General features: G+C 52.7%; 22 protein-coding genes. 11 read left to right on the top strand and 11 right to left on the bottom strand.

The features are described from left to right. The first annotated feature begins 70 nt into the window (after window positions 1-70). The 7 genes from rpmH to BN2591_RS13350 all read left to right on the top strand — a co-directional run bounded on the left by rpmH (window position 71) and on the right by BN2591_RS13350 (window position 5421). Complete coding sequence (rpmH, locus tag BN2591_RS13380; protein ID WP_000831330.1) at window positions 71-211, top strand: 50S ribosomal protein L34; 141 nt, start codon at window positions 71-73, stop codon at window positions 209-211. Window positions 212-227: 16 nt separating this feature from the next. Continuing rightward, window positions 228-587, top strand: a complete 360-nt coding sequence (rnpA, locus tag BN2591_RS13375; protein ID WP_017458071.1) for a ribonuclease P protein component — start codon at window positions 228-230, stop codon at window positions 585-587. After that, window positions 551-808 carry a membrane protein insertion efficiency factor YidD gene (gene yidD, locus BN2591_RS13370; RefSeq protein WP_017458070.1) on the top strand — a complete coding sequence of 86 codons (258 nt, stop codon included), beginning with the start codon at window positions 551-553 and terminating at the stop codon, window positions 806-808. The genes rnpA and yidD overlap by 37 nt, the downstream gene beginning before the upstream one ends. A gap of 2 nt (window positions 809-810) precedes the next feature. Continuing rightward, the gene (yidC, locus tag BN2591_RS13365) at window positions 811-2457 is read left to right on the top strand and encodes a membrane protein insertase YidC (protein ID WP_086872211.1); all 1647 of its coding nucleotides are present in this window, start codon (window positions 811-813) and stop codon (window positions 2455-2457) included. 72 nt (window positions 2458-2529) lie between these two features. Further along, on the top strand, window positions 2530-3894 hold the full coding sequence (mnmE, locus tag BN2591_RS13360) for a tRNA uridine-5-carboxymethylaminomethyl(34) synthesis GTPase MnmE (RefSeq protein ID WP_086872209.1): 1365 nt from the start codon (window positions 2530-2532) through the stop codon (window positions 3892-3894). A 197-nt stretch (window positions 3895-4091) separates the two neighbouring features. Continuing rightward, window positions 4092-4835 (top strand): 4'-phosphopantetheinyl transferase family protein, encoded by a 744-nt coding sequence (locus BN2591_RS13355; protein ID WP_020455850.1) that lies wholly within the window; start codon window positions 4092-4094, stop codon window positions 4833-4835. Window positions 4836-4854: 19 nt separating this feature from the next. Next, entirely contained in the window at window positions 4855-5421 is a 567-nt protein-coding gene (locus BN2591_RS13350) for an NADPH-dependent FMN reductase (RefSeq protein ID WP_086872208.1), read from the top strand. 37 nt (window positions 5422-5458) lie between these two features. Here the strand turns inward: BN2591_RS13350 and BN2591_RS13345 are convergent, their stop codons facing one another. Beyond that, window positions 5459-6796 (bottom strand): NCS2 family permease, encoded by a 1338-nt coding sequence (locus BN2591_RS13345; protein ID WP_086872206.1) that lies wholly within the window; start codon window positions 6794-6796, stop codon window positions 5459-5461. 169 nt (window positions 6797-6965) lie between these two features. Here BN2591_RS13345 and yieH point away from each other — a divergent pair, with 169 nt between their 5' ends. The 3 genes from yieH to BN2591_RS13330 are packed head-to-tail and all read left to right on the top strand — an operon-like array spanning window position 6966 to window position 9172. Continuing rightward, on the top strand, window positions 6966-7631 hold the full coding sequence (gene yieH / locus BN2591_RS13340; RefSeq protein ID WP_086872204.1) for a 6-phosphogluconate phosphatase: 666 nt from the start codon (window positions 6966-6968) through the stop codon (window positions 7629-7631). 26 nt (window positions 7632-7657) lie between these two features. Continuing rightward, window positions 7658-8245: a PF03691 family colicin E2 tolerance protein CbrC gene (gene cbrC, locus BN2591_RS13335; RefSeq protein WP_020455854.1), complete on the top strand. Its 588-nt coding sequence runs from the start codon at window positions 7658-7660 to the stop codon at window positions 8243-8245. A 24-nt stretch (window positions 8246-8269) separates the two neighbouring features. Next, entirely contained in the window at window positions 8270-9172 is a 903-nt protein-coding gene (locus tag BN2591_RS13330; protein WP_086872202.1) for an ADP-ribosylglycohydrolase family protein, read from the top strand. 34 nt (window positions 9173-9206) lie between these two features. On the opposite strand, the gene phoU is transcribed toward BN2591_RS13330, so the two are convergent. The 8 genes from phoU to glmU all read right to left on the bottom strand — a co-directional run bounded on the left by phoU (window position 9207) and on the right by glmU (window position 18160). After that, complete coding sequence (phoU, locus tag BN2591_RS13325) at window positions 9207-9932, bottom strand: phosphate signaling complex protein PhoU (RefSeq protein ID WP_086872200.1); 726 nt, start codon at window positions 9930-9932, stop codon at window positions 9207-9209. A gap of 69 nt (window positions 9933-10001) precedes the next feature. Next, complete coding sequence (pstB, locus tag BN2591_RS13320) at window positions 10002-10775, bottom strand: phosphate ABC transporter ATP-binding protein PstB (protein ID WP_086872198.1); 774 nt, start codon at window positions 10773-10775, stop codon at window positions 10002-10004. A gap of 46 nt (window positions 10776-10821) precedes the next feature. Next, the gene (gene pstA, locus BN2591_RS13315) at window positions 10822-11712 is read right to left on the bottom strand and encodes a phosphate ABC transporter permease PstA (RefSeq protein ID WP_017458059.1); all 891 of its coding nucleotides are present in this window, start codon (window positions 11710-11712) and stop codon (window positions 10822-10824) included. After that, complete coding sequence (gene pstC / locus BN2591_RS13310; RefSeq protein ID WP_017458058.1) at window positions 11712-12671, bottom strand: phosphate ABC transporter permease PstC; 960 nt, start codon at window positions 12669-12671, stop codon at window positions 11712-11714. Before pstC ends, pstA begins: the two co-directional genes overlap by 1 nt. 123 nt (window positions 12672-12794) lie before the next feature. Beyond that, a complete protein-coding gene (pstS, locus tag BN2591_RS13305) occupies window positions 12795-13835 on the bottom strand; it encodes a phosphate ABC transporter substrate-binding protein PstS (protein ID WP_086872196.1) in 1041 nt (346 codons plus the stop codon). A gap of 273 nt (window positions 13836-14108) precedes the next feature. After that, on the bottom strand, window positions 14109-14687 hold the full coding sequence (locus BN2591_RS13300) for a hypothetical protein (RefSeq protein WP_086872194.1): 579 nt from the start codon (window positions 14685-14687) through the stop codon (window positions 14109-14111). 66 nt (window positions 14688-14753) lie between these two features. Then, window positions 14754-16583 (bottom strand): glutamine--fructose-6-phosphate transaminase (isomerizing), encoded by a 1830-nt coding sequence (glmS, locus tag BN2591_RS13295; protein ID WP_086872599.1) that lies wholly within the window; start codon window positions 16581-16583, stop codon window positions 14754-14756. 206 nt (window positions 16584-16789) lie between these two features. Then, entirely contained in the window at window positions 16790-18160 is a 1371-nt protein-coding gene (gene glmU, locus BN2591_RS13290; protein ID WP_086872192.1) for a bifunctional UDP-N-acetylglucosamine diphosphorylase/glucosamine-1-phosphate N-acetyltransferase GlmU, read from the bottom strand. A gap of 343 nt (window positions 18161-18503) precedes the next feature. Between glmU and BN2591_RS13285 the strand changes: the two genes are divergently transcribed. Continuing rightward, window positions 18504-20621, top strand: a complete 2118-nt coding sequence (locus tag BN2591_RS13285; protein WP_086872190.1) for a right-handed parallel beta-helix repeat-containing protein — start codon at window positions 18504-18506, stop codon at window positions 20619-20621. 337 nt (window positions 20622-20958) lie between these two features. Here the strand turns inward: BN2591_RS13285 and BN2591_RS13280 are convergent, their stop codons facing one another. Continuing rightward, complete coding sequence (locus tag BN2591_RS13280; RefSeq protein ID WP_086872188.1) at window positions 20959-21378, bottom strand: F0F1 ATP synthase subunit epsilon; 420 nt, start codon at window positions 21376-21378, stop codon at window positions 20959-20961. A 20-nt stretch (window positions 21379-21398) separates the two neighbouring features. Next, on the bottom strand, window positions 21399-22781 hold the full coding sequence (gene atpD, locus BN2591_RS13275; RefSeq protein ID WP_017458048.1) for a F0F1 ATP synthase subunit beta: 1383 nt from the start codon (window positions 22779-22781) through the stop codon (window positions 21399-21401). Between the last annotated feature and the right edge of the window lie 24 nt (window positions 22782-22805).

The raw sequence follows: 22805 nt of genomic DNA, 5'->3' as shown, positions 1-22805 counted from the left end.
CAGTCGTTCGATATCCGTTCAGGCATACGCAAAAGTCAGTGAATTTATTCAAGTTTAGGTAGAAACCGCCATGAAACGCACTTTTCAACCGTCTGTACTGAAGCGCAACCGTTCTCACGGCTTCCGTGCTCGTATGGCTACTAAAAATGGTCGCCAGGTTCTGGCTCGTCGTCGCGCTAAAGGCCGCGCACGTCTGACCGTTTCCAAGTAATAAAGCTAACCCCTGAGTGGTTAAGCTCGCTTTTCCCAGGGAGTTACGTTTGTTAACTCCCACTCATTTCACTTTCGTCTTCCAGCAGCCACAACGGGCTGGCACGCCGCAAATCACCATCCTCGGCCGCCTGAATTCGCTGGGGCATCCCCGTATCGGTCTTACCGTCGCCAAAAAAAACGTCAAACGCGCCCATGAACGCAATCGGATTAAACGTCTGACGCGTGAAAGTTTCCGTTTACGCCAGCATGAACTGCCGGCAATGGATTTTGTGGTGGTGGCGAAGAAAGGGGTTGCCGACCTCGATAACCGTGCTCTCTCGGAAGCGTTGGAAAAATTATGGCGCCGCCATTGTCGCCTGGCTCAAGGGTCCTGATAGCCCTCATTCGGGTCTATCAACGCCTGATTAGTCCGCTACTCGGGCCGCACTGTCGTTTCACTCCAACTTGCTCTCACTATGGAATTGAGGCATTGCGCAGGTTTGGAGTGATAAAAGGCAGTTGGTTGACAGTGAAACGCGTATTAAAATGCCACCCTTTACACCCGGGTGGAGACGATCCCGTCCCGCCAGGACCTTCTAAAACCAGAGAACACTAACGATGGATTCGCAACGCAATCTTTTTATCATCGCTTTGTTGTTCGTGTCTTTCATGATCTGGCAAACGTGGGAGAAGGATAAAAATCCTCCTCCGGCGCAGCAGCAGACCACGCAGACTACGACCACCGCAGCGGGTAACGCAGCCGACCAGGGCGTTCCGGCCAGTGGCCAGGGGAAACTGATTACGGTTAAAACCGATGTGCTCGAGCTGACCATCAACACCCGTGGTGGTGATGTTGAGCAGGCACTGCTTCCGGCTTACCCGAAAGAGCTGGGTTCCAGCGAGCCGTTCCAGCTGTTGGAAACCACCCCGCAGTTTATCTATCAGGCGCAGAGCGGCCTGACAGGTCGTGATGGCCCGGATAACCCGGCGAACGGTCCACGTCCGCTGTATAACGTGGAAAAAGATGCGTTTGTACTGGCTGATGGCCAGAACGAGCTGGCTATCCCGCTGACCTATACCGATGCGGCTGGCAACACCTTTACCAAAGTCTTCACCCTGAAACGCGGTGAATACACGGTGAACGTCGGCTATAACGTGCAGAACGCCAGCGAAAAACCGCTGGAAGTTGCTCCATTCGGTCAACTGAAGCAATCCATCAATCTGCCGTCTCATCGTGATACCGGCAGCAGCAACTTTGCACTGCATACCTTCCGCGGCGCGGCCTACTCCACGCCTGACGCGAAGTATGAGAAATACAAATTCGACACCATCGCCGATAACGAAAACCTGAACGTCAGCTCCAATGGCGGCTGGGTTGCGATGCTGCAACAGTATTTCGCTACGGCGTGGATCCCGAGCAGCAACAGTGCCAATAACTTCTACACCAGCAATCTGGGTAATGGCGTGGCCGCTATCGGCTACAAATCCCAGCCGGTTATTGTTCAGCCTGGCCAGACTACCGCGCTAAACAGCACCCTGTGGGTAGGCCCGGAGATTCAGGACAAAATGGCTGCTGCGGCACCGCACCTGGACCTGACCGTGGATTACGGCTGGTTGTGGTTCATCTCTCAGCCGCTGTTCAAGCTGCTGAAATGGATCCATAGCTTCCTCGGTAACTGGGGCTTCGCCATCATCGCCATCACCTTTATCGTACGTGGCATCATGTACCCACTGACTAAAGCGCAGTACACCTCCATGGCGAAAATGCGCATGCTGCAGCCGAAAATTCAGGCGATGCGTGAGCGTTTAGGCGATGACAAGCAGCGTATGAGCCAGGAAATGATGGCGATGTACAAAGCGGAAAAAGTGAACCCGCTGGGTGGCTGTTTCCCGCTGCTGATTCAGATGCCAATCTTCCTCGCGCTGTACTACATGCTGATGGGTTCCGTTGAGCTGCGCCACGCGCCGTTCGCCCTGTGGATCCATGACTTGTCCGCGCAAGACCCGTACTACATCCTGCCGATCCTGATGGGCGTAACGATGTTCTTCATTCAGAAGATGTCGCCGACCACCGTGACCGACCCGATGCAGCAGAAGATCATGACCTTTATGCCGGTCATCTTCACGGTGTTCTTCCTGTGGTTCCCGTCAGGTCTGGTGCTGTACTATATCGTCAGCAACCTGGTGACCATCATTCAGCAGCAGCTGATTTACCGTGGTCTGGAGAAACGTGGTTTGCATAGCCGCGAGAAGAAAAGCTCCTGACAGTAAGTCATAGCTCTACGGAAGGCGGTCAACTGACCGCCTTTCTTATTTTGAGATTTCGGAAAATAAACCATGAACCACAACGACACGATTGTCGCCCAGGCAACCCCACCGGGACGCGGTGGTGTAGGCATCCTGCGTATTTCAGGCAGCAAAGCACGCGATGTCGCGCAAGCGGTGCTGGGCAAACTCCCGAAACCGCGTTATGCCGACTATCTGCCGTTTATGGATGTCGACGGCACCGCGCTGGACCAGGGCATTGCGCTGTGGTTCCCCGGCCCGAATTCTTTCACTGGTGAAGACGTGCTGGAGCTGCAAGGCCATGGCGGCCCGGTGATCCTCGATCTGCTGTTAAAACGCATCCTGACGCTGCCAGGGCTGCGTATCGCCAACCCTGGCGAGTTCTCTGAGCGCGCATTCCTTAACGACAAACTCGACCTGGCGCAGGCTGAGGCAATTGCCGACCTGATTGATGCCAGTTCTGAGCAGGCGGCACGTTCGGCGGTTAACTCATTGCAGGGCGCGTTTTCCGCCCGTGTGAATCACCTGGTGGAAGCACTTACTCACCTGCGCATTTACGTCGAAGCGGCGATTGATTTTCCGGATGAGGAGATCGATTTCCTCTCCGATGGCAAAATCGAAGCGCAACTGAATAACGTTATTGCCGATCTGGACGCCGTACGCGCCGAAGCGCGTCAGGGTAGCCTGTTGCGCGAAGGGATGAAGGTCGTTATTGCCGGGCGCCCCAATGCCGGGAAATCGAGCCTGCTGAACGCGCTGGCCGGGCGCGAAGCGGCAATCGTCACCGATATTGCCGGTACCACCCGCGACGTGCTGCGCGAACATATTCATATCGATGGCATGCCGCTGCATATCATTGATACCGCCGGGTTGCGCGAAGCCAGCGACGAAGTGGAACGCATTGGCATCGAACGCGCCTGGCAGGAGATTGAGCAAGCCGATCGCGTGCTGTTTATGGTGGATGGCACCACTACTGATGCCGTTGACCCGGCGGCGATCTGGCCTGATTTTATTGCCCGCTTGCCAGCAAAACTACCGATTACCGTGGTGCGCAATAAAGCGGATGTGACTGGCGAACCGCTGGGTATTAGTGAAGTGAATAGACACTCACTTGTTCGTCTGTCGGCACGAACGGGTGAAGGCGTGGATGTATTACGTCAGCATCTTAAACAGAGCATGGGCTTTGACACCAGCATGGAGGGTGGCTTCCTCGCGCGTCGTCGTCATTTACAAGCGCTGGAAACGGCCGCAGAACATCTGCAACAGGGCAAAGCGCAGTTGTTAGGTGCATGGGCGGGTGAATTGCTTGCCGAAGAGCTACGCCTGGCACAACAGAACTTAAGTGAAATCACCGGCGAGTTTACCTCTGACGATTTGCTGGGGCGTATTTTCTCAAGTTTCTGTATTGGTAAGTAATGACATGGCGGCCGTTTTAACGGCCGTTTGTGTTACTACGGTGGATTTTCCTAAAGTGTTTCGAATCAGCGAAAGAAAGTGTAAATATCCCCATTAGGACTTTTCAGATGCGAATTTCCGCATTAAAACCTATGCAGTATGGGCGATAATATTGATTATCGATTCGATCAACTCAGACCATTATCACGGAGAGAAAAATGGCGACGCACTTTGCAAGAGGGATTCTGTCAGAAGGGCATCTCATCTCTACCCGGTTACCACTAACCTGCCACGATACGGCGCGCCAGCTTCCTGAACACCGCCGCTCACGCTTTCTCGCTTCCCGCGCGTTACTCGCCGAAATGCTGTTTATGCTGTACGGCGCGAGTGAACTACCGGAAATAGAAGTTGAGCCAAGCGGAAGACCGAGGTTTGTCGACAGCAGCCTGCCGCACTTCTCACTGGCGTATGCCGGAAACATGGTTGGTGTGGCTATCACCACCGAAGGCGAATGCGGGCTGGATATGGAGTTACAGCGCGCAACGCGGAGTTTTCATAGCCCGCACGGGCATAAACACACGTTCACCAATAATGAGCAGCTGTGGATCAACAACCAAAACGATGCTAACGAAGCGCAAACCCAGCTTTTGACCATTCGCCAGAGTGTAATGAAATTGCTGCATCAGATGCAGGATGAGCCGGGTCAGCTACAGTTATTGCCAGGCTCCGGGCGTCTTCGCACTGCGCAACTGTCGCAGGTGGAAGTGATGTGTGACGCGGAGGATGTACTGATTTGGTCAGTTGCGGTGAGTCCGGCAATCGAAAGCCTGAAAATCTGGGAATTCGACAGTCAAAAAGGGTGGCGTTATCTTTCTGATGTGCAAACGCGCGCTAACGATCCCGCGTCCCGCTTAATGCGATTCACCAGCCTGCCTGCGGAAAAAGCGCTGATCCTTAATTGATCCCTACACAGGAGTCATTATGTCTGCTGAACTCAAGGTTGTGACACTTCTCGGGAGCCTGCGTAAAGGCTCATTTAATGCCATGGTTGCACGCACGTTACCGAAACTCGCTCCGGCAGGAATGGACGTGACGCCGCTGCCGTCTATTGCCGATATCCCATTGTATGACGCGGATATTCAGCAAGAAGAGGGGTTCCCGCAAAGCGTGGAAGCGATCGCGGCACAAATCCGCGCCGCAGACGGCGTGGTCATTGTAACGCCTGAGTATAACTACTCCGTGCCAGGCGGCCTGAAGAACGCCATCGACTGGCTATCGCGTCTGCCTGAGCAACCACTGGCCGGAAAACCGGTTTTGATCCAGACCAGTTCAATGGGCGCGATTGGCGGCGCACGCTGCCAGTATCACTTACGCCAGATCCTGGTGTTCCTTGATGCGATGGTGATGAACAAGCCGGAGTTTATGGGGGGCGTGATCCAGAGCAAGGTGGATCAGCAAACGGGAGAGGTGGTCGATCAAAGCACCCTCGACCATTTGACCGGCCAGCTAACGGCTTTTGCTGATTATATTCAGCGCGTTAAACGGTAGTGGAAAAACCCTCTCCCTTGCGGGAGAGGGAAAAAGATTAATGCGCGTCGATAAAGATGATTTTCAGCAGGAACAGCACAGCAACCACCAGCACGCACGGGCTCAGATCGCGCAGACGGCCAGTGCCAATCTTCATCACACAGTAAGAGATAAAGCCGAGCGCGATACCTTCGGTAATCGAGAAGCTAAACGGCATCATCACCGCAGTAATAAACGCAGGTACGGCTTCTGTCAGATCGTCCCACTTCACGCGCGCGAGGCTGGATGTCATCAGCACGCCAACGTAGATCAGCGCACCAGCCGCCGCATACGCCGGAACCATGCCCGCCAGCGGCGACAGGAAGATAACCAGCAAGAACAGCAGACCAACCACCACAGCGGTCAGACCGGTACGCCCGCCGACAGACACACCAGAAGACGATTCGATATACGCCGTCACGGAAGAGGTGCCGATAAACGAACCGGCGACCGAAGAGATGCTGTCAACGTACAGCGCCTGCTTCATGCGCGGGAATTTGCCGCTCTCATCCACCAGCCCGGCTTTATCCGTCACGCCAATCAGCGTACCGGAAGAATCGAACAGGTTAACCAGCATAAACGAGAAGATCACGCCCGCCAGACCGATGTTAAACGAACCGGCGAGATCAACGTTGCCGACAACGGAGGCAACGCTCGGCGGCGCGGAAACGATGCCGTGGTACTGCACATCACCCATCAACCAGCCCAGCAGCGTCGTCACAACAATAGAGATCAGCACCGCGGCATGAATGTTGCGCGACGCCAGAATCGCGATGATAAAGAAACCGAGCACGCCCAGCAGAACACTGTGAGACGTCAGGTTGCCAATGCTTACCAGCGTCTCTTTGTTGGCGACGATAACACCGGCATTTTTCAGCCCCATCATGCCAATAAACAAACCGATACCGCTGGTAATACCAACACGCAGGCTCACCGGGATATTGGCAATCATCCAGTAACGGACGCGGAAAATGGTCAGCAGCAGCAGGCCGACCGCGCCCCAGAAAATCGCGCCCATGCCAATCTGCCAGGAGAGGCCCATCGCGCCAACCACCACGAACGCAAAGAAAGCATTCAGGCCCATGGCCGGAGCCAGTGCGACCGGCAAATTCGCCACCAGCCCCATCAAAATGCTGCCAAAAGCGGCAATCAGGCAGGTTGTCACAAATACTGCGCTGGTATCCATTCCGGCGACGCCCAGAATCTGGGGGTTAACAAAAACGATATACACCATCGTCAAAAACGTCGTGAAACCGGCGATCACTTCGGTGCGTGCCGAAGTACCGTGCTCGCGCAGTTTAAACACGCGGTCAAGCAACCCCTGGTTTGAGGCCTGGGTAGTGTGTTGTTGGCTCATTATCAATTTCCGGAATAGGAGGGAAAATTCGTCGCTATCCTATACCAAAATGAGACAATGTTGACGGTTATCACACACTTTTTTTCATTGAATTTGCTTATACGGCAACGATTGCGTCCCGTAATCTGCGTTAAGTAAACGTTAAACTTGCAATAAAACAGGAAACGGCATGTCCCACATTGAAGCGGTATTTTTCGACTGTGACGGCACCCTGGTCGACAGTGAAGTAATTTGTTCCCGCGCGTACGTGCATATGTTTGAAGCGTTTGGTATTTCGCTCGATCTCGACGAGGTTTTTAAACGATTTAAAGGCATGAAACTGTATGAAATCATCGATGTTATCGGCGAAGAGTACGGTAAATCGCTGGATAAAAGCGCGCTGGAGCCGGTGTACCGCGCGGAAGTGGCGCGTCTGTTTGACAGCGAGCTGGAAGTGATTGCCGGTGCGAATGCATTGCTGGACGCGGTAGCGATTCCGATGTGCGTTGTTTCTAATGGCCCCGTCAGCAAAATGCAACACTCTTTGGGCAAACTTGGAATGCTACATCACTTTCCTGAAAAACTGTTTAGCGGCTATGACATCCAACGCTGGAAGCCCGATCCGGCGATAATGTACCATGCAGCTAAAGCGCTTAATGTCGATCCGGCAAACTGTATTCTGGTGGATGATTCCACCGCCGGGGCGCAATCTGGTATCGCGGCAGGGATGGAAGTATTTTACTTCTGCGCCGATCCGCATAACAAACCCATCGACCACCCAAAAGTGACTACGTTCACTGATTTGGCGCAGTTGCCAGAACTGTGGCGCGCTCGCGGGTGGCATGTTACGCGTTAATCTAAACCACTAAACAGGATGTTTTTATGGCCCAGACACATCGCCCTCTACCGGTATTTAAATATCACCCGCAACCTCTGGAAACCGGGGTGTTCTCTGAAGACAAAACGGTCACCTGCGCCTGCTGTCAGCAGCCGACCAATGTCTACTACACCAATCCGTTCTATACCCAGCAAGATGTCGATTATCTCTGCCCATGGTGTATTGCAGACGGTGCAGCTGCAGAGAAATTTGGCGGTAGCTTTCAGGATGAATCCTCTCTGGAGGGGATAGAAAGCGAGTTCGACGACGAAGGCGAATTTACCGGCTTTAAAAATCCCTGGCCGGAAGCCAGCGTGATTGAATTGACCGAAAGAACGCCGGGATATTGTGGCTGGCAGCAGGAGTTCTGGCTGGCACACTGTAATGATTTTTGCGCCTTCGAAGGTTACGTTGGCTGGAAAGAGATTGCCGACAAGCTGGATCAGTTTGCTGATTTGCGGGCCGACTGCGATGCTTTCGGCATTGATTACGAGAAGCTACCCGAATACCTGCTCGACGGCGGCGATTGCCAGGGTTATCTCTTCCGCTGTCTGCATTGCGGGAAATTGCGGCTGTGGGCCGATCTCTCCTGACGGAGAGCGACAGGAGCACAACAGATGTCTGAATTACTTGCACGTTATCGGGGCTGCCTGCTTGGGCTGGCCGCAGGTGATGCGGTTGGTACCACGGTGGAGTTCCGCGCGAAGGACTCCTTTCCACCTGTGACGGGGATGGAAGGCGGCGGCCCGTTTCATTTACAGGCCGGGCAGTGGACTGATGATACCTCAATGGCGCTGTGCCTTGCGGAAAGCCTGGTCACCTGTAACGGATTTGACGCAAAGGATCAGATGAACCGTTATCTGAACTGGTGGAAGTGGGGCTATTTAAGCTCTACGGGTCACTGTTTTGATATCGGCATGACCGTTGCCAGCGCGCTGCAAAAGTTCGCCAATGATGGCGAACCGTTTGCCGGTTCCAGCAACCCGCGAACGGCGGGCAACGGCTCACTGATGCGCCTGGCGCCTGTGGTGCTGTGGTTCTTTCCGGATCAAGCGCAAGTGCTGGAATATGCACAAGCCTCTTCACGCACGACGCATGCCGCGCCGGAAGCACTAGCCAGCTGCCGTCTGTTCGCGCAACAGCTTATGAATGCCTTACAGGGCAAGAGTAAGCGGGAAACGCTGACCGATATCGCGCAGTTGCCGGAGCAGGAAAACCTGCGCCATATCGCTGAAGGTCGCTATCTGCAAAAAACGCGGGCGGAGATTTTTGGTACTGGTTACTGCGTGCAGAGCCTGGAAGCTGCGCTGTGGTGTTTCGCCAAAGGGAATGATTTTGAAGAAACCATCCTGCTGGCAACCAACCTCGGCGATGATGCGGATACCACCGCCGCCATTGCCGGGCAACTGGCCGGCGCGTTTTACGGGATAAACGGCATTCCGCAAACGTGGCGTGACAAACTCTGGCAGTACGAGGATATCGATATGCTGGCAAGAAAGCTGCTGGCAAAATCGGCCTGAAAAAAACCCCCTCGTCGCTGAGGGGGTTTTCACATCACTCTTTAGGATCTTTTCCGGCGAGCAGCTTATCCAGTTCATCGCCACCCACGTGACGGAAATCCTGGCCTTTCACGAAGTAGAAGATGTATTCACAGATATTCTGGCAACGGTCGCCGATACGCTCAATAGAGCGAGCACAGAATAGCGCGGTCAGTACACTCGGGATCGTGCGGGGATCTTCCATCATGTAGGTCATTAACTGACGCACAATGCCTTCATATTCCTGATCCACTTTTTTATCTTCGCGGTAGATACGCACCGCTTCATCCAGATCCATACGGGCGAAAGCGTCCAGCACGTCGTGCAGCATCTGCACGGTGTGGCGGCCAAGCGACTCCAGGCTTACCAGCAGCGGCTGGTGCTGCTGAGAGAACTTCTCCAGTGCGGTACGGCAGATTTTATCCGCCACGTCGCCAATACGTTCCAGCTCAGCGATGGTTTTAATGATCGCCATAACCAGACGCAAATCGCTCGCCGTCGGCTGACGTTTGGCGATAATGCGCACACAGGCTTCATCGATGGCGACTTCCATCATATTGACCTGTTTGTCGCCCTCAACAACGCGCTTAGCCAGCTCGCTGTCCTGGTTGTGCATGGCGGTGATCGCATCAGAAAGCTGCTGCTCCACCATTCCACCCATGGTCATTACCTGAGTGCGAATGCTTTCCAGCTCAGCGTTGAACTGCCCGGAAATGTGTTTGTTAAGGTTGAGATTGTCCATGGTGCACTCCAAATGCCCGACAGATTTCACGTTGTAACAGGGTTGCTGAGACCTTTACGGTTCGGCAAATCAACCATAGCGCCCGGTAATGTAGTCTTCCGTTTGCTTCTTCTTCGGCTTCGTGAACAGATCATCTGTATTGCTGAACTCAATCAACTCACCGAGGTACATAAATGCCGTGTGATCGGAACAGCGCGCCGCCTGCTGCATGTTGTGCGTTACGATAACAACGGTGTAATCCTGTTTCAGTTCCGTAATCAGCTCTTCGATACGACCCGTGGAGATCGGATCGAGCGCTGAACAAGGTTCGTCAAGCAACAGCACTTCCGGGCGGATCGCGATGCCGCGGGCGATGCACAGACGCTGTTGCTGACCACCGGAGAGAGAGTACCCGCTCTGGTGCAGTTTATCCTTGGTTTCGTTCCATAATGCGGCCTTAGTCAAAGCCCACTGCACGCGCTCGTCCATATCCGGGCGTGAAAGTTTCTCAAACAGGCGCACCCCAAAAGCGATATTGTCATAAATCGACATTGGGAACGGCGTTGGCTTCTGAAAAACCATCCCTACTTTCGCGCGCAGCAACGCAATATCCTGCGTGTTCGTCAGAATGTTGTCGCCATCCAGCAGAATTTCGCCTTCGGCACGTTGCTCCGGATAAAGCTCAAACATTTTATTAAACGTACGCAGCAGCGTGGACTTACCGCAGCCCGACGGCCCGATAAACGCCGTCACCTGATTTTTGGCAATATCCAGGCTGATGTTTTTCAGTGCATGGAATTTGCCGTAATAGAAGTTCAAATCGCGAACCTGCATTTTGCCCGGCGTCGTTTCAACCATACTCATTTATCTCTTTCCTCAACTCGACGCCGCTTTCGCCGCGTCGCAAAAATTAACCGTGTTTACTCTTCGCGAAAATGACGCGCGCCAGAATATTTAACAACAGTACGCAGAGAGTGATGATCAGCACCCCGGCCCAGGCCAGTTGCTGCCACTCGGCAAACGGGCTCATAGCGAATTTGAAAATTGTCACCGGCAAGTTAGCGATAGGCTGCATCATATCGGTGCTCCAGAACTGATTGGAGAGCGCGGTAAACAGCAGCGGTGCCGTTTCACCCGCAATGCGCGCAACAGCCAGCAGCACGCCAGTCATAATCCCGGAAACCGAGGCTTTCAGGGTAATCGCCGAAATCATCTTCCACTTCGGCGTTCCCAACGCGTAAGCCGCTTCACGCAGGCTGTCCGGCACCAGTTTCAGCATGTTTTCCGTGGTACGGATGACAATCGGCACCTGCAACAGCGCCAGCGCAATCACACCGGCCCAACCGGAGAAGTGCTGCATCTGCGCGACAACAATGGTGTAAACGAACAGGCCGACCACAATCGAAGGCGCGGAAAGCAGAATGTCGTTGATAAACCGGATAATTTCAGCCAACAGTGATTTACGACCATATTCCGCCAGATAAATCCCGGCCATAATGCCCAGCGGCGTACCGACAACCGTTGCCCAGAGAATTAACAGTCCGCTGCCCGCCAGGGCGTTAGCCAGGCCACCGCCCGCCGTATTGGGCGGCGGCGTCATTTCGGTAAACATCGCCAGCGACATACCATCAAAACCGCGTGTAACCGTCGACAGCAGGATCCAAATCAACCAGAACAGACCAAAGGCCATGGTCGCCATCGACAATGTCAGGGCTATGCGGTTTTTCAGACGGCGGCGCGCCTGCATTTTGCGACGCGATTCAGCCAGTTGAGCGGTGCTTTGCATTTCAAGCGTAGCCATTAGCGTGCCCCCTCGTTTTTCGCCAGGCGCATGATCATAAATTTTGAAATGGCCAACACGATAAAGGTGATCACGAACAGGATAAGCCCCAGTTCCATCAATGCTGCGACATGCAAGCCCGATTCAGCTTCGGCGAACTCGTTCGCCAGCGCAGAGGTAATACTGTTGCCAGGCATAAACAGCGAAGCACTGTCGAGCTGGTAGGTGTTACCGATGATAAAGGTCACCGCCATGGTTTCACCCAGTGCGCGCCCCAGCCCCAGCATTACGCCACCAATCACCCCGTTTTTGGTAAATGGCAGCACGATACGCCAGATAACCTCCCAGGTCGTGCAGCCAATGCCATAGGCCGACTCTTTCATCATCACCGGCGTTTGTTCGAATACATCGCGCATTACCGCCGCAATGTACGGAATGATCATAATGGCGAGGATCACCCCGGCAGCCAGAATACCGATACCAAATGCGGGGCCGGAAAACAGCGCGCCGACAAAAGGAATGTTGGAAAGGACATTGCCCACCGGTTCCTGGAAATAAGTTGCGAACAGCGGAGCAAAAATAAACAGCCCCCACATGCCGTAAACAATACTCGGGATCGCCGCCAGCAGCTCAATAGCAATACCCAGCGGGCGTTTCAGCCAGTTTGGCGACAGCTCCGTCAGAAACAGTGCGATACCAAAACTCACCGGAACAGCGATAAGCAACGCGATGACCGAGGTAACAATGGTGCCATAAATCGGTACCAGCGCCCCGTAGACATCATTCGGCGCATCCCACTCTTTGGTCCACAGGAAAGAAAAACCAAACTTCTGAATGCTTGGCCATGAGGAGAAAATCAGGGACACGATAATGCCGCTGAGCAGCAATAACACAATCAGCGCAGCCAGTCTTACCAGTGCGCTGAATAACATGTCGCCTTTTTTACCCGGGGGATTAAATGCCGGCTTGGTTGCAGCCATAAATTACTCTTCAGTTTAACGTCTTACGAATTTGCCCGCAGGCACTTGCGCTTGCCGGCCTACAGAAGATCTGTAAGGCGGATGGTGTAAGCGCCATCCGCCATGTTCTTCAAAAACGAGTGCTTAGTACAGTGCTTTACCGCTGCTGTCTTTCACGTTGGCTTTCCAGGCAGCGCGAACTTGTTCAACAACGCTATCCGGCAGGGTTGCGTAGTCGAGGTCGTTAGCTTGTTTACCGCCTTTTTTGTAGGCCCAGTCAAAGAACTTCAGCACTTCGGCACCCTGCTCAGGTTTAGCCTGCTCTTTGTGCACCAGAATGAACGTGGTGGAGGTGATTGGCCACACATCCGCACCTTTCTGGTTAGTCAGGTCCTGCGCGAAAGATTTGCTCCAGTCGATATCTTTAGCCGCGTTGGAGAAATTGGTTTCCGTCGGGCTAACCGCTTTACCATCGGCAGAGAGCAGCTTGGTGTAGGTCAGGTTGTTCTGCTTAGCGTAAGCATATTCAACGTAACCGATAGAGCCCGGCAGACGCTGAACGAACGCGGCGATACCGTCGTTACCTTTCCCGCCAAGACCGGTCGGCCAGTTAACGGTAGAACCAGAACCGACTTTAGATTTCCACTCTTCGTTCACTTTCGCCAGGTAGCTGGTGAAAACGAAAGAGGTACCGGAACCATCAGCGCGGCGAACCACAGCGATGTTCTGCGAAGGCAGTTTCAGGCCTGGGTTGAGTTTGGCGATAGCCGCGTCATCCCATTTTTTGATATTACCCAGGTAGATATCACCGAGGGTTTTGCCGTCCAGTACCAGCTCGCCGGATTTAACACCCGGGACGTTGATTGCCAGCACGATACCGCCGATCACGGTCGGGAACTGGAACAGGCCTTCCTGAGCCAGTTTGTCGTCAGACAGCGGAGCATCGGACGCACCGAAATCAACAGTTTTAGCCGTAATTTGTTTAACGCCACCCGAAGAACCGATGCCCTGATAGTTAATCTTGTTACCTGTTTCTTTCTGATAGGTATCAGCCCACTTGGCATACACCGGTGCCGGGAAAGTTGCGCCCGCGCCTGTCAGGCTGGCAGCTGCGTTTACAGCAAATGCACTCAGAGAAAAGGTCGCGGCGACAACAGTTGCGACAGTGGTACGCATAACGTTCATAATGTCTCCTGCAAGAATCGTAAATCGTTGTTTAGTGGCTACGATGAGCAAAATAGGACACTTTGATGACAGTTATATGCAATGATTGTTACTGTTTTATGACAGCAACGGATTACGGTTTGATTCAGTGAATATTGAATGCGTTATCAGCGAGATAAAACGCTTAATGACAATGATATTTCAGTATGATTTTAATTTTATGACACTAAAAACGTAGTTGAATCTGACAAGAAGTCCTAACCAACCGCGAGAAAAAAGCCACCGCGTATTAATTTATTTACGCTTCGGTTGCGTTAGCGCATCACGGCGGAATTGCATGATTTTCAGTGACACACGCCACTGCATCAATTTCGTCAGTTCTGGCCCATTCATCACCTGCCGCGCCAGCCACCAGAGAAAAAAACCGCCTCCCCAACAAGCCAGAGATAACCAGCTAAATGGTGCAAACATTAGCCATCCTGCCACCAGCACATTGCAAACAGATAACAGAAACCAGACTGCCAAAAACAGTTTCAGGGATAATGTTTTACCTTTCTCAACGCCTGTTAACGCGGCGATCAGCAGAACGAACACGCCGATCCCGGCAATAATCCCCAGACCGCTAATCACCGATTTCGCCGCAATAGCGAGGCAAACATAGCTCAGCAGTAACGCATAAAAGACTACCGTTGCGCTGCCATAAAATGTCATCCCGCCTCTGCCTGCAGGATAGGCCTTTGGCATCTCTGTAAATGCCTCCGCAGCCAGCTTCAACTCTGCCAGCTTGCGACCCGCTATTCCCGCATCAACACCCCGGCAATAATTGATGAGTGCAAGCAACCTCGCACCTGCCATTTTTTCCAACAAACTCATGGCTATCCTTAAAAAAAGAGGCTGCCATCAGGCAACCTCTCTCTACACTATGACAAGCTTAAAACCTTATTCCACAGTAACCGATTTCGCCAGGTTACGCGGCTGATCCACGTCGGTGCCTTTGATCAGCGCAACATGGTAAGCCAGCAGTTGCAGCGGCACGGTATAGAAGATTGGCGCGATCATTTCTTCTACATGCGGCATATCGATAATGTGCATATTGTCGTTGCTGGTGAAACCGGCATCCTGATCGGCAAAGACATACAGCACGCCGCCACGGGCGCGAACTTCTTCGATGTTGGATTTCAGTTTTTCCAGCAGTTCATTGTTTGGCGCAACAACAATCACCGGCATATCGGCATCAATCAGCGCCAACGGGCCATGTTTCAGTTCACCTGCGGCATAGGCTTCGGCGTGAATATAGGAGATCTCTTTCAGCTTCAGCGCGCCTTCCAGTGCAATCGGATACTGATCGCCACGGCCAAGGAACAGCGCATGATGCTTGTCGGAGAAATCTTCTGCCAGCGCTTCAATGCGTTTATCTTGCGACAGCATTTGCTCAATGCGGCTCGGCAGCGCCTGCAAACCATGAACGATATCGTGCTCAATAGCCGCATCCAGCCCTTTCAGGCGACTCAGTTTCGCCACCAGCATCAGCAACACGGTGAGCTGAGTAGTGAACGCTTTGGTTGATGCAACACCGATTTCCGTACCGGCTTTGGTCATCATCGCCAGATCGGATTCGCGCACCAGCGAGGAACCCGGCACGTTACAAATCGCCAGCGACCCCAGATATCCCAGCTCTTTCGACAAGCGCAGCGCCGCCAGCGTATCCGCCGTTTCACCAGACTGCGACAGCGTGATCATCAGGCTATTGCGACGCACCGCTGATTTGCGATAGCGGAACTCAGAAGCGATTTCGACATCGCACGGAACCCCCGCCAGCGCTTCAAACCAGTAGCGGGAAACCATACCGGAGTTGTAAGACGTACCGCAGGCAACAATTTGAATATGCTCAACTTTCGACAGCAGTTCGTTGGCATTCGGCCCCAGTTCGCTCAGATCAACTTCGCCGTGGCTGATACGGCCAGTGAGAGTGTTTTTGATGGCGTTCGGCTGTTCGTAGATTTCTTTCTGCATGTAGTGGCGGTAAATACCTTTATCGCCCGCATCGTATTGCAGATTCGATTCGATATCAGGGCGTTTAACCTGCGCACCGGATTTATCGAAAACCGTCACGCTACGGCGAGTCACTTCCGCAATATCGCCCTCTTCAAGGAAGATAAAGCGGCGGGTAACCGGCAGGAGTGCCAGTTGATCGGATGCAATAAAGTTTTCGCCCATGCCAAGACCGATAACCAGCGGGCTGCCAGAGCGCGCTGCCAGCAGCGTGTTGGGATCGCGGGTATCCATAATGACCGTGCCATATGCACCGCGTAATTGAGGGATAGTACGCAGTACGGCTTCACGCAGCGTACCGCCCTGCTCCAGTTCCCAATGCACCAGGTGCGCGATAACTTCGGTATCTGTTTCAGAAACAAACACATAACCACGCGCTTTTAACTCTTCACGCAGCGGCTCATGGTTTTCGATAATACCGTTATGCACCACAACAATATGGTCAGAAACATGCGGATGCGCGTTGCCTTCCGACGGTTCACCGTGTGTTGCCCAGCGAGTGTGGGCAATACCGGTCCCACCGTGCAGAGGGTGTTCTTCCGCCGCCTGAGAGAGCATCTGCACTTTACCGAGACGACGCAGCCGGGTCATGTGACCTTGCGCATCAACCACTGCCAGACCGGCAGAGTCATAACCACGGTATTCAAGACGACGAAGGCCTTCGAGAAGGATTTCAGCTACATCACGTTGCGCGACTGCGCCAACAATTCCACACATATTTTTTGATTCCGATTTTGGCATTATGCCTTTTGTTGTCGGTCAACCTGTTTACACGCCATGCTTCGACGCTGCCTGTGTACAACGCGAATTAGTGGGTGTAAGTGTCCGATTACCGGACTCCCCGAGCCTTGTAGAGAGTGGGGTTATTTTTATAGGTACTGCACGCGGGCGGGGGATTATCTTTCCCCTCATCCCTGAAATTGTTACTTCTTCTTCACCGGACGCTGCCAGCCCTGTTTTTGGACCTGCGGCACGCGGCTTAAAACCAGTTCATTTTCGTTAACGTTGCGCGTCACCGTGGTACCGGCGGCAATAGTTGCGCCTTTACCGACTGTGACAGGTGCCACCAGTTGCGTATCAGAACCAACAAACACATCATCACCAATGATGGTTTTATGCTTGTTCGCGCCGTCATAGTTACAGGTGATAACCCCTGCGCCGACATTCACGTTGTCACCAATTTCCGCGTCACCAAGATAGGTCAGATGGCCCGCTTTAGAACCTTTACCCAGCCGCGCTTTTTTCATTTCCACAAAGTTGCCGACATGCGCGCCAGCCAGCAATTCAGCACCCGGGCGCAAACGTGCAAAAGGCCCGATGGTACATGCCGCTTCCAGACGAGCATCTTCCACAACGCTGTAAGGACTGATTTCGCAATCGTCACCTATTTCGCTGTTTTTCAGGACACAACCGGCCCCGATCTTCACGCGATGGCCGAGCTTAACGTGACCTTCAATGATGACGTTAGCATCGATCTCGACATCCCGCCCGTGCTCCAGCGTACCGCGCAGATCGAAACGTGCAGGATCGCGCAGCATAACGCCTGCCAGCAGCAGTTTCTCCGCTTGTTCAGACTGGTAAGCGCGCTCCAGACTCGACAACTGAAGACGATTGTTAACGCCTTCCACTTCGCTCAGGCGCTGCGGGTGAACGGCGGTGATTTCACGCCCTTCCTGGTATGCCAGCGCAATGATATCGGTAATGTAGTATTCACCCTGGGCATTGTTGTTGGTGAGTTTGCTAAGCCAGCGTTTCATATCGCCGCCATTGGCGATCAAAATACCGGTATTGATTTCATTAATCTTACGCTGCTCTTCACTGGCATCTTTCTGCTCAACAATGCCGGTTACGACGCCGTTTTCGCGCGTGATGCGGCCATAGCCAGTAGGGTCATGCAGAACCACCGTTAACAAACCGATCCCACCTTGCGGTTTTGCCGCACGCAGACGTTCCAGTGTTTCCACCGAAATCAGCGGCACATCACCGTAGAGCATGAGGATATCTTCGTCATCAGCGAAGAACGGTGCAGCCTGCTGCATCGCATGGCCAGTGCCCAGTTGTTCAGCTTGTAAAACCCAATTGAGTTTATCGTCAGAAAGGCGTTGTTTGAGCAGATCGCCGCCGTGTCCATACACCAGATGAACGTGGTTCGCGCCAAGAACAGTCGCAGTATCAATGACATGCTGAACCATCGCTTTCCCTGCAAGCGTATGCAGCACTTTGGGAAGATCGGAATACATGCGTGTACCTTTGCCCGCAGCAAGGATCACCACACTCATTTTTGTGTTCAACATATGCGTCCTGACTCTATTTTGGGAAAGAAGTAAACCTCTTTCACGTTGAAAATTCTACATATTTTGTAGCATGAAATGGATTGCCGACGAAACGCTCAAGTTCGGCGATTACAGGCCATTTGAAGGCTAGTTGGTGCGCAGAGTAAATCAGTTTACCGCTGAAAAATAGCGCCATTTCCTGCTGGTGCTAATTCATACAATGGGTTAGCCATTTTTTTCATCCTGAATAAAGATCGCGCAAAAACAAAACGGCGTTTTAATCATCGAAGAGTGTGACGCACAAAAAAGAAACAGCGTTTCATCTTGATGATAATGGCAGGCAATTATCAATCAGGAGAAGATAATGAATTATAAAATACCTCTGGCCCTCACCGTTTGTAGCTCGCTTATTTCCGTTCCTGCGTTGGCTGCAGCAGCCCCTGTCTGGAAAGCGATTGCTTTTGGGCAATCTACCGACATGAATTTCTCATCAAATGTGTTACCGGAAAAAATAGGGGTCAATGATGTCACCATTGCCGGTAAAAAGCTCTCTGTCACGGATGAGGCAACATTAACAAATCCGATCACCATTGAAAGCCGTGGCGGCAAAATTGCTAATTCCCACGACGGGCTAACGTTTTTTTATACCCAGCTTCCCGGTAACGAAAATTTTGTCTTACAGGCGACGATTACTGTTGAGCAGTTCGGTCCGGAAAACGGTGCAAAACCCGCCGCGCAGGAAGGTGCCGGTTTGCTGGTACGAGACGTGATAGGTACTCCGCGCCAGCAGCCGCTAAAAGAGGGTTATGAAGAGTTTCCAGCGGCATCAAACATGGTGATGAACGCCATTATGACGCAGGATAAAAAAGATAATTTTCGCGTGAAGATGCAAGCGATTACTCGCGAGGGGATCAGCCAGCCGTGGGGTAACGCCGGTGCCACGATCTCGAAACAGAGTTACCAAGAAGAGATTGATCTTCGCCAGACGCCAACCTTTCGCCTGAAATTAGAACGTACCAACGACGGCTTTATCAGCGCATGGGCGCCGCATGGCAGTGATAAATGGGTCAGTCACAGTGTACCGCGCACCGATTTAATTTCAGTGCAAAACAAGGACCACTATTACGTGGGTTTTTTTGCCTCACGTAACGCCAAAATAGTGGTCAGCGATGCCACATTGACTACCAGCAAAGCCCAGACCATCAACTCGAAGCCCTGGCAGGCTAAGCCATTGCCGGTTGTCGTACAAATAGCCTCTCCTACACAAAGCATTGGCGAAGCCTACACGGTACAGGCTCGTGCTAATTATGATGGCTTGTTCAGCGTTCGGCAGAACGAAGTGGTGATCGGTAATGAAAAACCGGTGAAAGCGGGTGAAATGTATACTCTGCCAACCCACCTTTCGGCAGAGAACACCTTTGCACTGACCTTTACGCCGACAAGCGGCAAAGAGACAACGCCCATTTCGCAGACATTCACTGTCGAAAGGGTTGCCGGAACGATGATTTCTACTCTGTATGCCGCAGCCGATGGTAAAGCAGATGGAGAAGGCACCGCTGCGGCACCACTGGATTTGCCGACCGCAATATCTCTGTTGCCGCCAGGCGGGACGATTAACCTGAAAGCCGGAGATTATGCCCGGGCAGAGATCCCACTCACCGCCAGCGGCTTGCGTGATAAACCAAAAACGCTGCAAGCCGATGGCAAAGCAGTGGTTCACGGTTTACTGGTTGATGCCAGCTACTGGCATATCAAAGGCATTGAAGTTACCGGCAAGAGCCTGCGTGTGCAGGGTAGCCATAACGTGATCGAAAAAGTGGTTGCCTGGCGTAATGACGATACCGGCATTCAAATATCTTCGCCGGAAAACATTGGTCGCGCATTGTGGGCGAGCCATAATCGCGTGATCGATGCTGAATCCTGGGGGAATGAAGATCCGGGAAAAATTAACGCTGACGGTTTCGCGGTAAAGATGCGCGTCGGTGACGGTAACCGTCTGGAGAGATGCTACTCCCATGACAACATCGATGACGGCTTTGATTTGTTTAATAAGATTGAGGATGGTGGCAACGGTGTTGTGGTGATCGAGAATTCTATTGCCAGCAACAATACCAGCAACGGTTTCAAACTGGGGGGAGAAGGGCAGCCAGTCGCGCATCAAGTGCGGAACAGCAAAGCGATTGGTAACCATCTGGACGGTTTCACCGACAACTTTAACCCTGGCGCACTGGTAGTAGAGAACAATATCGCTGCGGATAATCAACGTTTTAACTTTATTTTTCGTCCAAGCCCCTACGGTGATGCGTCTACTCAGGGGAAATTCATCAATAATAAATCAGTGCGCAGTGCGCCGGGTCGCTATGACGATGCAGTGGTCGGAAATATTGATGATACGAATTATTTTATTGAGAAAGGGCAGAGCGTGAACAACAAGGGGAAGGTGCTGGATAGCGGAGCAGTGCTGGCGGAACTGAAAATGTAGCCAGATGGCGCTCGCTTATCACACAACGGTAAGCGTGGCGCCACTCGGCATATCAGCAATTAATGATTGAACGTACCGAAAGAGATGTTCATGTTGCTGAAGAGAGCGATGATTTTGTTGATCAGTTTCATAATGGTTTCCCGCTTTGACTGAAGGTTATTTTCTGTGATGAACTTCACAAAAAAGAGTCTACTCCGCATTTTTTAACCGATCAATATTTTTCGTGATGTGTATCACAAAATAATAAAACACCATTTCAGTTTCATGTTTTCTGAAACGCATCCATAAAAAAAGCCAGCCTGGAAACCAGACTGGCTTTTTAACGTTCAAGCCGGTGTTACATCGCTTTTTTGGTCAACTCGATAACACGCAGTTTCGCGATGGCTTTCGCCAGCTCCGCAGACGCCTGAGCGTAATCCACGTCACCGTGAGAGCTCTTAATGTGCTCTTCTGCTTTACGCTTCGATTCCAGGGCTCGCGCTTCGTCGAGATCCTGGCCACGAATAGCGGTATCAGCCAGAACGGTCACGCTGCTCGGTTGCACTTCAAGAATGCCGCCGGACAGATAGATAAACTCTTCATGACCGAACTGTTTAACGATGCGGATCATACCAGGCTTAATGGCGGTGAGCAGCGGTGCGTGACCCGGGAAAATACCCAGTTCACCTTCACTGCCCGTTACCTGGATTTTTTCGACCAGACCAGAGAACATTTGTTGCTCTGCGCTGACGACGTCCAGGTGGTAAGTCATTGCCATATCACCCTCCGATTAAGGCGTTAAAGTTTTTTGGCTTTTTCCACTGCTTCTTCGATGGAACCAACCATGTAGAACGCCTGCTCCGGCAGGTGATCGTATTCGCCTTCCATGATGCCTTTAAAGCCACGGATGGTGTCTTTCAGGGAGACGTATTTACCCGGAGAACCGGTAAATACTTCCGCAACGAAGAACGGCTGGGACAGGAAGCGCTGGATCTTACGTGCGCGAGCTACCACCAGTTTGTCTTCTTCAGACAGCTCATCCATACCCAGGATGGCGATGATGTCTTTCAGTTCCTGATAACGTTGCAGCAGAGACTGTACGCCACGCGCGGTGTCGTAGTGTTCCTGACCCACAACCAGCGGATCCAACTGACGGCTGGTGGAATCCAGCGGGTCAACGGCCGGGTAGATACCCAGAGACGCGATCTGACGGCTCAGTACCACGGTTGCGTCAAGGTGCGCAAAGGTGGTGGCTGGTGACGGGTCAGTCAAGTCATCCGCAGGTACGTATACCGCCTGAACGGAAGTGATAGAACCGGTTTTGGTGGAGGTGATACGTTCCTGCAGAACGCCCATTTCTTCCGCCAGCGTCGGCTGGTAACCTACCGCTGATGGCATACGGCCCAGCAGTGCGGATACTTCAGTACCGGCGAGGGTATAACGGTAGATGTTGTCGACGAACAACAGAACGTCACGACCTTCGTCACGGAACTTCTCAGCCATGGTCAGACCGGTCAGCGCAACGCGCAGACGGTTTCCCGGCGGCTCGTTCATCTGGCCGTAAACCAGGGATACTTTATCCAGAACGTTAGAGTCGGTCATTTCGTGGTAGAAGTCGTTACCCTCACGAGTACGTTCACCCACGCCCGCAAACACAGAGTAACCGGAGTGCTCAATCGCGATGTTACGGATCAGCTCCATCATGTTTACGGTTTTACCTACGCCCGCACCACCGAACAGACCAACTTTACCGCCCTTGGCGAACGGACACATCAGGTCGATAACTTTGATGCCGGTTTCCAGCAGTTCCTGAGAGCTGGAGAGCTCTTCATAGGAAGGTGCAGCGCGGTGAATAGCCCAACGCTCTTCTTCACCGATGTCGCCTTTCATGTCGATCGGCTGACCGAGCACGTTCATGATACGACCCAGTGTAGCTTTACCTACCGGGACTTCGATCGGGTGCGCAAGGTCATTAACTTCCAGACCACGACGCAGACCGTCAGAAGAACCCATGGCGATGGTACGTACGATACCGCCGCCGAGCTGCTGCTGAACTTCCAGCACCAGCGTCTCGTTACCATTTTTAACCTCAAGAGCATCGTACACGCGCGGTACGGCATCCTGAGGGAATTCGACGTCAACTACGGCGCCGATTACCTGGACAATTTTTCCAGTAGCCATCATGAATCCTCTACGAATTAACCT

Origin of the sequence: Kosakonia pseudosacchari, assembly GCF_900184035.1 — a bacterium.
Classification (GTDB): Bacteria; Pseudomonadota; Gammaproteobacteria; order Enterobacterales; family Enterobacteriaceae; genus Kosakonia; species Kosakonia pseudosacchari.
Note: the sequence above shows the minus strand (reverse complement) of the source record. Positions and strands in the feature narration are given on the sequence as shown.

Bases quoted from the DNA above. Each gene is read 5' to 3' on its own strand.
- pstA (WP_017458059.1), bottom strand. From the start codon at position 11,712: ATGGCTACGCTTGAAATGCAAAGCACCGCTCAACTGGCTGAATCGCGT.
- yidC (WP_086872211.1), top strand. From the start codon at position 811: ATGGATTCGCAACGCAATCTTTTTATCATCGCTTTGTTGTTCGTGTCT.
- BN2591_RS13350 (WP_086872208.1), top strand. From the start codon at position 4,855: ATGTCTGCTGAACTCAAGGTTGTGACACTTCTCGGGAGCCTGCGTAAA.
- yidD (WP_017458070.1), top strand. From the start codon at position 551: ATGGCGCCGCCATTGTCGCCTGGCTCAAGGGTCCTGATAGCCCTCATT.
- BN2591_RS13345 (WP_086872206.1), bottom strand. From the start codon at position 6,796: ATGAGCCAACAACACACTACCCAGGCCTCAAACCAGGGGTTGCTTGAC.
- glmU (WP_086872192.1), bottom strand. From the start codon at position 18,160: ATGTTGAACACAAAAATGAGTGTGGTGATCCTTGCTGCGGGCAAAGGT.
- mnmE (WP_086872209.1), top strand. From the start codon at position 2,530: ATGAACCACAACGACACGATTGTCGCCCAGGCAACCCCACCGGGACGC.
- rpmH (WP_000831330.1), top strand. From the start codon at position 71: ATGAAACGCACTTTTCAACCGTCTGTACTGAAGCGCAACCGTTCTCAC.
- BN2591_RS13285 (WP_086872190.1), top strand. From the start codon at position 18,504: ATGAATTATAAAATACCTCTGGCCCTCACCGTTTGTAGCTCGCTTATT.
- pstB (WP_086872198.1), bottom strand. From the start codon at position 10,775: ATGAGTATGGTTGAAACGACGCCGGGCAAAATGCAGGTTCGCGATTTG.
- cbrC (WP_020455854.1), top strand. From the start codon at position 7,658: ATGGCCCAGACACATCGCCCTCTACCGGTATTTAAATATCACCCGCAA.
- BN2591_RS13330 (WP_086872202.1), top strand. From the start codon at position 8,270: ATGTCTGAATTACTTGCACGTTATCGGGGCTGCCTGCTTGGGCTGGCC.
- phoU (WP_086872200.1), bottom strand. From the start codon at position 9,932: ATGGACAATCTCAACCTTAACAAACACATTTCCGGGCAGTTCAACGCT.
- BN2591_RS13300 (WP_086872194.1), bottom strand. From the start codon at position 14,687: ATGAGTTTGTTGGAAAAAATGGCAGGTGCGAGGTTGCTTGCACTCATC.
- atpD (WP_017458048.1), bottom strand. From the start codon at position 22,781: ATGGCTACTGGAAAAATTGTCCAGGTAATCGGCGCCGTAGTTGACGTC.
- BN2591_RS13280 (WP_086872188.1), bottom strand. From the start codon at position 21,378: ATGGCAATGACTTACCACCTGGACGTCGTCAGCGCAGAGCAACAAATG.
- glmS (WP_086872599.1), bottom strand. From the start codon at position 16,583: ATGTGTGGAATTGTTGGCGCAGTCGCGCAACGTGATGTAGCTGAAATC.
- BN2591_RS13355 (WP_020455850.1), top strand. From the start codon at position 4,092: ATGGCGACGCACTTTGCAAGAGGGATTCTGTCAGAAGGGCATCTCATC.
- pstS (WP_086872196.1), bottom strand. From the start codon at position 13,835: ATGAACGTTATGCGTACCACTGTCGCAACTGTTGTCGCCGCGACCTTT.
- pstC (WP_017458058.1), bottom strand. From the start codon at position 12,671: ATGGCTGCAACCAAGCCGGCATTTAATCCCCCGGGTAAAAAAGGCGAC.
- yieH (WP_086872204.1), top strand. From the start codon at position 6,966: ATGTCCCACATTGAAGCGGTATTTTTCGACTGTGACGGCACCCTGGTC.